Origin of the sequence: Pseudomonas putida, assembly GCF_028682455.1 — a bacterium.
Classification (GTDB): Bacteria; Pseudomonadota; Gammaproteobacteria; order Pseudomonadales; family Pseudomonadaceae; genus Aquipseudomonas; species Aquipseudomonas putida_AA.
On sequence record NZ_JANHLD010000003.1, the window covers coordinates 559,807 to 572,796 of the forward strand.

At 60.8% G+C, this 12,990-nt stretch carries 10 protein-coding genes; 6 read left to right on the plus strand and 4 right to left on the minus strand.

Features of this window, described 5'->3' with window-relative positions:
- Complete coding sequence (gene gyrB / locus NPS58_RS19750; protein ID WP_274116974.1) at positions 1 to 2,418, plus strand: DNA topoisomerase (ATP-hydrolyzing) subunit B; 2,418 nt, start codon at positions 1 to 3, stop codon at positions 2,416 to 2,418.
- A 60-nt stretch (positions 2,419 to 2,478) separates the two neighbouring features.
- Here gyrB and NPS58_RS19755 read toward each other — a convergent pair whose 3' ends face one another.
- On the minus strand, positions 2,479 to 3,795 hold the full coding sequence (locus NPS58_RS19755) for a sigma-54 interaction domain-containing protein (RefSeq protein ID WP_425313086.1): 1,317 nt from the start codon (positions 3,793 to 3,795) through the stop codon (positions 2,479 to 2,481).
- A 248-nt stretch (positions 3,796 to 4,043) separates the two neighbouring features.
- On the opposite strand from NPS58_RS19755, the gene NPS58_RS19760 reads away from it, so the two are divergent.
- Genes NPS58_RS19760 through NPS58_RS19770 form a run of 3 tightly spaced genes read left to right on the plus strand, consistent with a single transcriptional unit; the run spans position 4,044 to position 7,053 of the window.
- Entirely contained in the window at positions 4,044 to 4,928 is an 885-nt protein-coding gene (locus NPS58_RS19760; RefSeq protein ID WP_274116975.1) for an MBL fold metallo-hydrolase, read from the plus strand.
- Positions 4,929 to 4,966: 38 nt separating this feature from the next.
- Entirely contained in the window at positions 4,967 to 6,238 is a 1,272-nt protein-coding gene (locus NPS58_RS19765) for an NAD(P)/FAD-dependent oxidoreductase (protein WP_274116976.1), read from the plus strand.
- Positions 6,235 to 7,053, plus strand: coding sequence for a sulfite exporter TauE/SafE family protein (locus NPS58_RS19770; protein WP_274116977.1), 819 nt, complete (start codon positions 6,235 to 6,237; stop codon positions 7,051 to 7,053). The genes NPS58_RS19765 and NPS58_RS19770 overlap by 4 nt, the downstream gene beginning before the upstream one ends.
- A 3-nt stretch (positions 7,054 to 7,056) precedes the next feature.
- On the opposite strand, the gene NPS58_RS19775 is transcribed toward NPS58_RS19770, so the two are convergent.
- Entirely contained in the window at positions 7,057 to 7,944 is an 888-nt protein-coding gene (locus NPS58_RS19775) for a LysR family transcriptional regulator (protein ID WP_274116978.1), read from the minus strand.
- A gap of 137 nt (positions 7,945 to 8,081) precedes the next feature.
- Between NPS58_RS19775 and NPS58_RS19780 the strand changes: the two genes are divergently transcribed.
- Together NPS58_RS19780 and NPS58_RS19785 are read left to right on the plus strand one after the other, a co-directional pair.
- Positions 8,082 to 9,731 (plus strand): GMC family oxidoreductase, encoded by a 1,650-nt coding sequence (locus NPS58_RS19780; protein WP_274116979.1) that lies wholly within the window; start codon positions 8,082 to 8,084, stop codon positions 9,729 to 9,731.
- A gap of 100 nt (positions 9,732 to 9,831) precedes the next feature.
- The gene (locus tag NPS58_RS19785; RefSeq protein WP_274116980.1) at positions 9,832 to 11,454 is read left to right on the plus strand and encodes an MFS transporter; all 1,623 of its coding nucleotides are present in this window, start codon (positions 9,832 to 9,834) and stop codon (positions 11,452 to 11,454) included.
- Between the two features lie 170 nt (positions 11,455 to 11,624).
- On the opposite strand, the gene NPS58_RS19790 is transcribed toward NPS58_RS19785, so the two are convergent.
- Positions 11,625 to 12,395 (minus strand): lysophospholipid acyltransferase family protein, encoded by a 771-nt coding sequence (locus NPS58_RS19790; RefSeq protein ID WP_274116981.1) that lies wholly within the window; start codon positions 12,393 to 12,395, stop codon positions 11,625 to 11,627.
- Between the two features lie 61 nt (positions 12,396 to 12,456).
- Positions 12,457 to 12,990 carry a D-glycero-beta-D-manno-heptose 1,7-bisphosphate 7-phosphatase gene (gene gmhB / locus NPS58_RS19795; protein WP_274116982.1) on the minus strand — a complete coding sequence of 178 codons (534 nt, stop codon included), beginning with the start codon at positions 12,988 to 12,990 and terminating at the stop codon, positions 12,457 to 12,459.

A 12,990-nucleotide genomic window follows, 5' to 3' on the forward strand; every position in this document is an offset into this window, starting at 1 on the left:
ATGAGCGAAAATCAAACGTACGACTCCTCCAGCATTAAAGTGCTGAAAGGGCTAGATGCCGTGCGCAAGCGTCCCGGTATGTACATTGGCGACACCGATGATGGTAGCGGCCTGCACCACATGGTGTTCGAGGTGGTCGATAACTCGATCGACGAGGCACTCGCCGGCCACTGTGATGACATCACCGTAATTATTCACCCGGATGAATCCATCAGTGTTCGCGACAACGGTCGCGGCATTCCAGTTGACGTGCATAAAGAGGAAGGCGTATCCGCCGCCGAGGTCATCATGACCGTCCTGCACGCTGGCGGTAAGTTCGACGATAACTCCTACAAAGTATCCGGCGGTCTGCACGGTGTAGGTGTATCTGTGGTGAACGCCCTGTCCGAGCAGTTGATCCTCACCGTTCGCCGCAGTGGCAAGATCTGGGAACAGACTTATGTTCACGGTGTGCCTCAAGCGCCGATGAAAATCGTTGGTGAGAGCGAAACCACCGGTACCCATATCCACTTCAAGCCGTCGGCTGAAACCTTCAAGAACATCCACTTCAGCTGGGACATCCTGGCCAAGCGGATTCGTGAACTGTCCTTCCTCAACTCTGGCGTTGGCATCCTGCTGAAGGATGAACGTTCGGGCAAGGAAGAGTACTTCAAGTACGAAGGCGGTCTGCGTGCCTTCGTTGAGTACCTGAACACCAACAAGACTCCGGTGAACCAGGTGTTCCACTTCAGCGTTCAGCGTGAAGACGGCGTGGGCGTGGAAATCGCCCTGCAGTGGAACGACAGCTTCAACGAGAACCTGTTGTGCTTCACCAACAACATTCCGCAGCGTGACGGTGGTACGCACCTGGTCGGCTTCCGCTCGGCATTGACGCGTAACCTGAACAACTACATCGAGCAGGAAGGCCTGGCCAAGAAGAACAAGGTCTCGACTACCGGTGACGATGCCCGTGAAGGCCTGACCGCGATCATTTCGGTGAAGGTACCGGATCCTAAGTTCAGCTCCCAGACCAAAGACAAGCTGGTGTCCTCGGAAGTGAAAACTGCCGTGGAACAGGAGATGGGCAAGTACTTCTCCGACTTCCTGCTGGAGAACCCCAACGAAGCCAAGGCGGTTGTCGGCAAGATGATCGACGCCGCGCGTGCTCGTGAAGCAGCGCGCAAGGCGCGGGAAATGACCCGCCGCAAAGGTGCGCTGGATATCGCCGGCCTGCCAGGCAAACTGGCGGACTGCCAGGAGAAGGACCCTGCCCTTTCCGAACTCTACCTGGTGGAGGGTGACTCCGCAGGTGGATCGGCCAAGCAAGGTCGTAACCGCAAGACCCAGGCGATCCTGCCGCTCAAGGGTAAGATCCTCAACGTCGAGAAAGCACGTTTCGACAAGATGATCTCGTCCCAGGAAGTGGGCACCCTGATCACCGCCCTGGGTTGTGGTATCGGTCGCGAAGAGTACAACATCGACAAGCTGCGCTATCACAACATCATCATCATGACCGATGCTGACGTTGACGGTTCGCACATCCGTACCCTGCTGCTGACCTTCTTCTTCCGCCAGCTCCCGGAACTGGTCGAGCGCGGCTACATCTACATTGCCCAGCCGCCGCTGTACAAGGTCAAGAAAGGCAAGCAGGAGCAGTACATCAAGGACGACGAGGCCATGGAAGAATACATGACCCAATCGGCCCTCGAAGATGCCAGCCTGCACCTGGACGAATCCGCACCACCGGTGTCCGGCGTTGAGCTGGAGCGCCTGGTCAACGAATTCCGCACCGTGATGAAGACTCTCAAGCGCCTGTCGCGCCTGTACCCTCAGGAGCTGACCGAGCACTTCGTCTATCTGCCTGCCGTATCGCTGGAGCAACTGGGCGACCACGCTGCCATGCAGGAATGGCTGGGCAAGTTCGAAGAACGTCTGCGTACCAGCGAGAAGTCGGGCCTGCTGTACAAGGCCAGCCTGCGCGAAGACAAGGAGCGTAATGTCTGGCTGCCGGAAGTGGAAATCACCTCCCATGGCCTGGCCAGCTACGTCACCTTCAACCGCGACTTCTTCGGCAGCAACGACTATCGCACCGTCACCGCCCTGGGCGCACAACTGAGCACCCTGCTCGGCGAAGGCGCTTATGTTCAGCGTGGCGAGCGTAAGAAAGCTATCAACGAGTTCAAGGAAGCACTCGACTGGTTGATGACCGAAAGTACCAAGCGCCACACCATCCAGCGATACAAAGGTCTGGGTGAGATGAACCCAGACCAGCTGTGGGAAACCACCATGGACCCAACCGTGCGCCGTATGCTCAAGGTGACCATCGAAGACGCGATCGCTGCCGATCAGATCTTCAACACCCTGATGGGCGACGCCGTCGAGCCACGTCGTGAGTTCATCGAAAGCAACGCACTGGCGGTATCGAACCTGGACTTCTGATCAGGCTCACATACCCCAAACACAAACCCCGGCCTTTGCCGGGGTTTGTCGTTTCTGGGGTCAAAGTCCGAGTTCACGCAAGCGTCGGTACAGGGTGCGTTCACTCAAACCCAGATGCCTTGCCAGTTCACTGCGTGAGCCGTCGAAGTTTTCCAGGGCCTGGGCCAGTTGCCCGAGGTTGTCCTTGGAGCGTCGTCTACCAAGCGGTTCGGCTCTGCCCTCCTCGCTTCCCAGCTCTGCCGGCAAGTGCTCGGCGCGGATGATGCCGTCATCGGCAAACAGCCGTGCCCGCTCGAGGATGTTCCGCAGTTCGCGGATGTTGCCGGGAAAGCTGTGCAGGCTGAGCCGCTTCATGGCCTGGCTATCGACCTGCGGCGCTGCCTTGCCGGCCAGTCGTTGCAGTAGGCTTTCGACCAATAGCGGCAAATCACCCACCCGTTCCCGAAGCGCCGGCAACCGGATGGGAAAGCCGCTGATGCGGTAGTAGAGGTCTTCACGGAAGGTGCCGGCGACGGCCATTTCCTTGAGCGGTTTGTGAGTCGCCGAGATCAGGCGGAAGTCCGAGTGGACGGTGCGCAGGCTGCCTACCGGGCGAAAGCTGCCAGATTCGATCAGGCGCAACAGTTTGACCTGCATGGCCAAGGGCACTTCCCCAATCTCATCGAGGAACAAGGTTCCGCCATGCGCTGCTTCGGCGAGGCCGATCTTGCGCTGCAGGGCACCAGTGAAGGCACCCTTCTCGTAGCCAAACAGTTCGCTCTCGAACAGTGACTCGGTCAGGCCGGTGCAGTCGACCACTACCAACGGACCATTGGCCCGCGGGCTACCCAGGTGCAAGGCACGGGCGAAGAGTTCCTTGCCGGTACCGGATTCGCCCTGCAGGAGTACAGGAATTTGCGCAGGGGCGGCACGTTGTAAGCTGGCCAATGACTCCTGGAACGCCGGCGAGCGCCCTACCAGCCCCTGCTGCTGGGGTTGGGCCGAGGCCACGGCGATGCTGGTCAATCGCTCGACAAAGGCCACGACCTCGCCCTGCTGGTCGAGGATCGGACGCAGCTCGACATCCACGTGTTCAGGTCCACGCGGGGTGTGATGTACATGCAGTACGCGTTCCGGCGCGCGGCTCTCCCAGGCTTTGCGCATCGGGCACAGCTCACCGGCCTGGTCGCACGGCACGGCATAGTGATGGGATACCCGGTGGCATTTGCCGCCGATTGGGGGCTGGCCGTCTACACCGAACTGGCGTTGATAAGCTGCATTGGCCGCCAGGATGTTGTAGTCGGTGTCCAGCACGATGGTTGGTTGTACGTCATGCTCAAGATAGGACACCAGCGCCTGGACGGCGGGGTCGGGCACTGCTCGCGAAGAATAGGACATAAGGCACCAGGAAAAGCACTCAAGCAGCTTAACTGAAGGCGGGAGGGACTGCCAAAAACTGCCAGGGACTGCCATGACCTGACAGACACAACGGCAGTTTGCCATGGGCCAACCCATGAGGCCCCCATGAAAGCGGCGTCCAAGTGCTGCCCAGGCGCAGATTATTGGTGGCACATATCTTGATGACAGCTTGGCCAATGCCCGAAGAAGGCTCGAAGCCATGGCACCTGGAAATCTGGAGAGCGGTAATGATCATCGGCGGCAATTTGTATGTGGAAGCGTTGTTCGACAGCGCGACCTCGACCATCAGCTATCTGCTGATGGATCGTGGCAGCGGCCACTGTGCGTTGATAGACAGCGTACTGGACTACGACCCCAAGTCCGGCCGAACCAACACCGAGTCGGCCGACAAACTGATTGCCCGGGTGAAGGCGCTCGGAGGCCAGGTGCAGTGGATCCTGGAAACCCACGTTCATGCCGACCATCTCTCGGCGGCGGCATATCTCAAGCAGACACTGGGTGGCCAGGTTGCCATCGGCAACCAGATCACTCAGGTCCAGAAGGTGTTTGGCGCCCTCTTCAATGCCGATTCCAGCTTTGCCCGCGACGGCAGCCAGTTCGATGTGTTGTTCGAGGATGACCAGGCGTTTGCCATCGGCAGCGTGCGCGCCCGCGCACTGCACACCCCGGGTCATACACCGGCATGCATGACCTATGTGGTGGAGATCGACGGGCACTGCATCGCCTTTGTCGGCGATACCCTGTTCATGCCGGACTACGGCACCGCGCGCTGCGATTTTCCCGGTGCCAGTGCCCGCACCCTGTATCGCTCGATCCGGCGCATCCTCGCCCTGCCCGCGGATACACGGCTGTTCATGTGCCATGACTACCTGCCCGGTGGTCGCGAACTGCGCTACATGACCACTGTGGCCGAACAACGCGCCAGCAATATACATGTGCGCGAAGGCATCAGCGAAGACAGTTTCGTGGCCATGCGCGAAGCCCGCGATGCCACCCTCGACATGCCGGTACTGATCTTGCCGTCTGTCCAGATCAACATGCGCAGCGGCCAGTTGCCAGAGCCCGAGGACAACGGCGTGCGCTACTTGAAGATCCCGCTCAACGCACTTTGAGCAAAGCCCCATAATTATTATTAAAGGAAGACCCTGCCATGCCTGCACACTCACCCTCGCCCAAAGGCGATCACCACAAGGTCCTGATTGTTGGCGCGGGGGCCGCTGGCATCGCTGCGGCATCCAGCTTGATCTGCCGCGACCCATCGCTGGACATCGCCATCATCGATCCGGCCGACACCCATTACTACCAGCCGGGCTGGACCATGGTCGGCGCAGGTATATTCAATGCCCCCAGCACAGCGCGAAGCATGGCCTCGACCATTCCCTCCGGCGTACGCTGGATCAAGGCCCGTGTCGAAGGCTTCAATCCCCATGCGCAGACCGTAAACCTGGATGACGGCCGCCTGTTGAGCTACGAGCAACTGGTGGTGTGTCCTGGGCTGAAGCTGGATTGGAATGCCATCGACGGCTTGAACGAGACCTTGGGTCGCAATGGCGTGACCTCCAACTATCGTTACGACCTGGCGCCTTATACCTGGCAGCTGGTGCAGAACCTGCGCGAGGGGCGTGCGTTGTTCAGCCAACCGCCCATGCCGATCAAATGCGCCGGCGCACCGCAAAAGGCGCTCTACCTCTCCTGCGACTACTGGCTGCGCAATGGTCGCCTTGGCAACATCCAGGCGCAGTTCTTCAATGCCGGTGCGGTGCTGTTTGGCGTGGCGGACTATGTGCCGGCGCTGATGGAGTACATCGACAAGTACGCTGTAGACCTGCAGTACGCCCACCGATTGGTCGCGGTCGATGGCCCAGGCAAGCAGGCCACCTTCATTCGCACCCTGCCCGATGGCAGCAGCGAAACCTGTGTGCAGCCGTTCGACATGCTGCATGTGGTACCGCCGCAAGTCGCCCCCGACTTCATCCGCGACAGCCCCTTGGCTGATGCGGGCGGCTGGATCGATGTCGATCCGGCAACCCTGCGTCATCGCAAATTCTCCAACATCCATGCCCTGGGCGACGGGGTGAACACCACCAACGCCAAGACTGCCGCAGCCGCGCGCAAGCAGGCGCCGGTGGTGGCCAACAATGTGTTGGTCGCCCTTGGCCGCTTGCCGAATCTTGCGCATTACGACGGCTATGGCTCATGCCCGTTGACCGTCGAGCGCGGCAAGATCGTACTGGCCGAGTTCACCTATGGCGGCAAGGTTGCGCCAAGCTTTCCGCGTTGGCTGCTGGATGGCCGTCGCCCGACGCGCCTGGCCTGGTTGCTCAAGGCGCAGATCCTGCCGCCCCTGTACTGGCGCTGCATGCTCAAGGGACGTGAGTGGCTGGCCAAGCCGCAGCCGGCACCGGTCGAGGTTCGGCAGTGATCGAACAGTCTTTTTTCGCGACAGGATTGGGGGCAATCATTGGGGCTGTGCTGGCATTGACCGGGGCCGGAGGCGGCATCCTGGCCGTGCCGTTGTTGGTCTTCGGTCTTGGTTTGTCGATGGTCGAGGCGGCGCCGGTGGGCTTGTTGGCGGTCGGTATGGCAGCGATGGTCGGTGCGGTGCTGGGACTGCGCCAGGGGGTGGTGCGTTATCGGGCGGCGGCGTTTGTCGCGCTGATCGGCATCGTCGCCGCACCGTTCGGCTTGATGCTGGCGCACCGATTGCCGAACGCGCCCTTGGCGCTGGCCTTCGCGGCTGTGCTGGTATACGCCTGCGGTCGCATGCTGCTCAAGGCCCGTCGCGAGCTGCGCGGTGAGCCGCCCTTGGGAGAGCGCAGCCTGATGCCCTGTGTGCTCAACCCCTTGCAGGGGCGTTTGCGCTGGACATTGCCCTGCGCCCGGGCGCTGGCGTTCACCGGATTGTTGTCGGGGCTGCTTTCCGGCTTGCTGGGCGTGGGTGGCGGCTTTGTGATCGTGCCGGCCCTGAGTCGCTACACCAACTTGCCAATGAAAAGCATCGTCGCCACCTCGCTGGCGGTGATTGCCCTGGTATCCACTGGCAGCGTGGTGAGCGCCAGCATCGGCGGGGTGATGCATTGGGCCGTGGGGGCGCCCTTTGCCATCGGTGCGGTGCTGGGTCTGCTGGCCGCTCGTCCATTGGCCAGCCACCTGGCCGGGCCACGCCTGCAGCAACTGTTCGCGGCGGTCGGCATCGGCGCTGCCGTGTTGCTGGCGGTGAAAGCCCTGGGCAATTGAGCCTTACTCCGCAAGCAAGGTGCCCTGCTCTTCGGCGCACAGCGCCAGAAGGAAATCCCACACCACCCGCAGGCGGACGGACTTGTGCAGTTCGCGGCGGGTGCAGATCCAGTAGCTGCGCTGGATAGTCTCGCTGGGCAGCACGCGCACCAGCGCCGGGTCATGTCGAGCCATGTAGTTGGGCAGCACGGCGATCCCCAGCCCGGCCCTTGCGGCCTGTTGCTGGGCAATCACGCTGGTGCTGCGAAACACCACATTCGGCGCTCGGCAGAAGCTGTTGAGAAACAGCAGCTCCTGGCTGAACAGCAGGTCGTCGACGTAGCCGATCCAGCAGTGCTTGGCCAGGTCCTCGCGGTGCTCGAGCGCTGGCGCCTTGGCCAGGTAGTCGGGGCTGGCGTACAGCGCCAGCCGGTAATCGGTGAGCTTTCGAGTGATCAACAGGTCGGCGTTGGGCCGCTCCAGGTGGATGCTGATTTCTGCCTCGCGGTTGAGGATGCTGACAAAGCGCGGCACCGCGACCAGTTCCACCTCCAGCCCCGGATAGCGCTCGAACAGGCTACCCATGCGCGGGGTGAAGAACATGATGCCGATGCCTTCGGTGACGCCGAGGCGGATCTTGCCCAGCGGTGTGATGGCCTGGGTGATTTCTTCCTGCGCCAGCAATGCGACGTTTTCCATGGCTTCGGCGTGCTTGAGCAGGGCTTGCCCGGATGGCGTCAGTTCGTAGCCCTGGGCGTGCTGGACGAAAAGTGCAGTGCCCAGGCTTTGCTCGATATTGTCGATATGCCGGGCCACGGTGCTGTGGGTGGTGTTGAGGCGCTTGGCGGCGGTCAGCAGGCGGCCGCTACGCTGCAACTCGAGAAAAAACCGCAGATCATTCCAGTCGAACATGCTTTTCCTTGTGAATCAGTTGTTCACGAACGTTGTTCTAAAACGCACAGCACATGAGTGAAATCTAACGTTTTCATCTCGAAATTAATCAATAACATGGACGGGGACAAGAATAATAATCAGGCGCGAGGTTGCCCATGCCATCAGCCGATCCTGTCTACGACTATGTGGTCGTGGGTGCCGGCCCAGCCGGATGCCTGCTGGCCAATCGTTTGTCCGCCAACCCGGGCTGCCGGGTGCTGCTGCTTGAAGCGGGCGGTCGCGACAACTATCCCTGGATTCACATTCCGGTGGGTTACCTCTACTGCATTGGTAATCCCCGCACCGACTGGTGCTTCAAGACCGAAGCCCAGCCAGGCCTCAACGGGCGCGCCCTGGGATATCCACGGGGCAAGGTGCTCGGAGGCTGCTCCTCGATCAACGGCATGATCTACATGCGTGGCCAGGCCGGCGATTACGATCGCTGGGCCGAGCAAGGAAACGCCGGTTGGGCCTGGAAAGATGTGCTGCCCTTGTTCAAGGCCAGCGAAAACCACTTTGGCGGCGCCAGTGAGATACACGGCAACGAAGGTGAGTGGCGGGTCGAACAGCAACGTTACTCCTGGGCGATTCTCGATGCCTTCCGCGATGCCGCTGCGCAAAGCGGCATCGAGACCGTCACCGACTTCAATGGTGGCGATAATCAGGGCTGTGGATACTTTCAGGTCAACCAGCGTTCCGGCATTCGCTGGAACTCGGCCAAGGCCTTCTTGCGGCCTGTGCTCAAGCGCCCCAACCTGACCGTGCTGACCGATGTGTTGGTGGATCAGGTAGTCCTCGACAACGGCCGCGCGTCGGCGGTGCGGGCACGCTGGCAAGGCAGCTGGCAGCAGTTCAGCGCCCGCCGCGAGATCATCCTGTGCGCAGGTTCGGTAGGCTCGCCCGGTATCCTGCAGCGCTCGGGTATCGGCCCGCGTGGCCTGCTGGAGAGCGTGGGCATTGCAGTGCGTCACGAGCTGCCCGGGGTCGGCGGCAACTTGCAGGATCACCTGCAGCTGCGCCTGATCTATCAGGTGAGCCAGGCGCGTACCCTCAATCAGGTCGCAAACAGCACATGGGGCAAGCTGGGCATGGGGCTGCGCTATTTGTATGACCGCAGCGGTCCGTTGGCCATGGCACCGAGCCAACTCGGTGCCTTTGTGCGTTCTGGACCTGAGCAGGCGTCAGCCAACCTGCAGTATCATGTCCAGCCGCTGTCGCTGGAGCGCTTCGGCGAGCCGCTGCACCGCTTTGCGGCTTTTACTGCCTCTGTGTGCAACCTGCGCCCGGCCAGCCGTGGGCGTATCGATATCCGCTCGGCCAACCCGGACGATGCCCCGCTGATCGACCCCAACTACCTGAGTGACCCTGAAGACCTGCGCGTAGCTGCCCAGGCGATTCGCATCACCCGCAAGATCGTCCAGGCCCCTGCCCTGGCGGCGTTCAGACCCAAGGAGTATTTGCCAGGACCGGATCTGAACAGCGAAGAACAACTGCACGAAGCCGCGGGCCAGATCGGCACAACAATCTTCCATCCGGTGGGCACTTGCCGGATGGGCAATGGGCCGCTGGATGTGGTCGATGACCAGCTGCGCGTGCATGGCGTGCCGGGGCTGCGCATCGCCGACGCCTCGATCATGCCGCAGATTGTCTCCGGCAATACCTGCTCACCCACCTTGATGATCGCCGAGAAGGCGGCGCAACTGATTGCACGGGGGAAGTTATCCACAACCCGGATCGACGAAGAAACCGCAATACCGACGCCCTGACCAGGGTGCGTGGCAACAACGACGCCGGACGCGGTCTGCCGGTGTCGACAGTGGAACAACAAGAATAATCACTGGGGCCTTCTGGCCGAGGACAGCAACGATGTCGGATTACATTCAGGAGCAGGGCGCGGCAACGACCAGCAACAGCCGCCGTGAAGAGCGCAAGATCATTTTTGCGTCATCCCTCGGGACGGTGTTCGAGTGGTATGACTTTTTTCTCTATGGGGCACTGGCCGCTGTTATCAGCAAACAGTTCTTCGCGGGTGTGAACGACACCACTGCCTTTATCTTTGCCTTGATGGCCTTTGCCGCCGGCTTTCTGGTGCGCCCATTCGGCGCACTGGTGTTCGGGCGCCTGGGGGACATGATCGGGCGCAAGTACACCTTTCTGGTGACCATTGTGCTGATGGGGCTGTCGACCTTCGCTGTCGGTTTGCTGCCTACCTACGCCAGTATCGGCATCGCCGCACCAATCATCCTGGTGATATTGCGCATGCTCCAGGGCCTGGCGCTGGGCGGTGAATATGGTGGTGCGGCGACCTATGTGGCCGAGCATGCGCCGCCGGGCAAGCGCGGGTTTCACACCGGCTTCATCCAGTCCACCGCCACCCTCGGTCTTTTGCTGTCGCTGCTGGTCGTGCTGGGCAGCCGCTACATCAGTGGCGACCAGTTCGAAGTGTGGGGCTGGCGCCTGCCGTTCCTGCTGTCGATCGTGCTGCTGGCGATCTCGACCTGGATCCGCATGAGCATGCACGAGTCACCCGCCTTCGTGAAAATGAAGGCCCAGGGCAAGGCCAGCAAGGCACCGATTCGTGAATCCTTCGGCTCGTGGGCCAACCTCAAGGTGGTACTCACCGCGCTGTTCAGCATCAACGCAGGGCAAGCGGTCACCTTCTACACCGCGCAGTTCTACGTGCTGTTCTTCCTCACCCAGATGCTCAAGATGGACCCGGCCCAGGCCAATACCCTGTTGATCATCAGCGTGGTGATCGGTGCACCGTTCTTCGTGTTTTTCGGTTGGTTGTCGGACCGGGTCGGACGCAAGCCGATCCTCATGCTCGGCCTGTTGTTGGCCACCGTGCTCTACTTCCCGCTGTTCAAGGCGCTGAGTCATTACGCCAACCCGCAGATCGATGCCGCCAGCCGCCAGGCTCCGATTGTGGTCATGGCCGATCCGCAGGGCTGCACCTTTCAGTTCGACCCAGTGGGCAAGGCACGTTTTGACAGCCCTTGCGACAAGGTCAAGACCTTCCTGGTCAAGCAAGGCCTGCCTTACAGCTCCCAGTCGGTTGCCCCAGGCAGCGAGGTCGTGGTGACGGTGGGCAACCAGCGCATCGACGGTTTCGATGAAGCGGCGCTGCGGGTTGCCATCGAGAAGGCGGGCTATCCGGCCAAGGCTGACCCTGCCAGCGTGAACGAAACCATGGTGGTGGTGCTGATCGTGGCGATGATCCTGATCGCCACCATGACCTACGGCCCGCTGGCGGCGGTGATGGTCGAGCTGTTCCCGACCCGCATCCGCTACACCTCGATGTCGCTGCCCTACCATATCGGCAACGGCTGGTTCGGCGGCTTCCTGCCCACCGTGTCGTTCGCCCTGGTGGTGTACACCGGCGATATCTTCTATGGGCTGTGGTACCCGGTGTTGATCACTGGTGTGAGCCTGGTGGTGGGATTGTTCTGCCTTAAAGAAACCCGCGACGTGGATATCGACAAGGTCTGAGTTTTCACAGATAAAAAAACCGGCGTAAGCGCCGGTTTTTTTATGCCGCGAGAAAACTTATGCACGATTTTCAGAAAACAGTCATACAGAGAAATAAGTAGCTAAATTAATAACTTAGCGATTTTTTTGGCAAGAAATCCAAATACTGTACACAAGTTATCCACAGAACGTCAGGCTACGCCTTCGGCAGCGTTGGGTGCCGCTGCAGGCAACGAACCCAGGTCGCGTTGTGTCTGCTCGTTCCAGGCGGCTGCACGGTCATTGAGGGCGGCGATAGCCCGAGGACCTGTGCCTTCGGCATACATCGGCTCGCCAATCACTACCTCGATGGTCCCGGCACGCTTGCCCCAGCCCTGCTTGGGCCAGAACTTGCCAGCGTTGTGGGCAATCGGCAGCACCGGCAACCCGGCGTTCACCGCAAGGGCAGTCCCGCCGCGGGAGAACTTGCCGATCTGGCCGAAGGGCACGCGGGTACCTTCGGGGAAGATCAACACCCAGACGCCGTCCTTGAGCAGTTTGTCGCCTTCGCTGGCGACTTGCTTCAGGGCGGCCTTGGGGTTGTCACGGTCGATGGCAATCGGCCGCAGCATGGCCATGGCCCAGCCGAAGAACGGCACATACAGCAGTTCACGCTTGAGCACCTGGCTCAAGGGCGAGAAATAGGCAGAGAGGAAGAAGGTCTCCCAGGTGCTCTGGTGGTTGGACAGAATCACGCAAGGGGTTTTGGGGATGTTCTCGGCCCCGCTGACCTTGACCTTGATATTGAGGAACACCCGCACCAGTACCAGCGCAAAGCGGCACCAGTAGACGTTGATGAAGCGATAGCGGGCGCTGAAAGGCAGAAACGGCGCGATGAAAAAGCTCAGGGTGCACCACAGCAGGGAGCTGGTACCCAGCAGCAGGTAAAAAAGAAAAATTCTGATCGCCTGCAGGATCGACATAGCGGCATGTACCGTTGCGGGCTTGCCCGCCTAGTAAAAGTGCGCCTGGTTCGCAGACGCCCTATTTGTGGATAAGTTCTCTGGCGATGGCTGCCAGATCATCGAAAATCAGCGTGTTCTCTGGAATGCCCTTGCTCAGGGTCTTCTCGCCTTTTCCAGTTTTTACCAGAATCGGTTGAGCATCGACGGCCAAAGCGGCCTCCAGGTCACCCTTACTGTCACCGACAAACCATACACCGGCCAGATCGACCTGGTAGTGCGCGGCAATGGTCCGCAGCATGCCCGGCTTGGGCTTGCGGCACTCACAGCCATCATCGGGGCCATGGGGGCAATGGACGATCAGCCCGACCTCGCCACCCTGCTCGGCCACCAATGCGCGCAAGCGTGCATGCATGGCGTCGAGGGTGGCCAGCGGGTAGTAGCCGCGAGCGATGCCGGACTGGTTGGTGGCAACTGCCACCGTCCAGCCGGCTTTGCTCAACTGCGCAATTGCCTCGATGGAGCCAGGGATCGGTATCCACTCGTCCAGCGACTTGATGTAGGCGTCGGAGTCCTGGTTGATCACACCGTCCCGATCGAGAATCAGCAGCTTCAA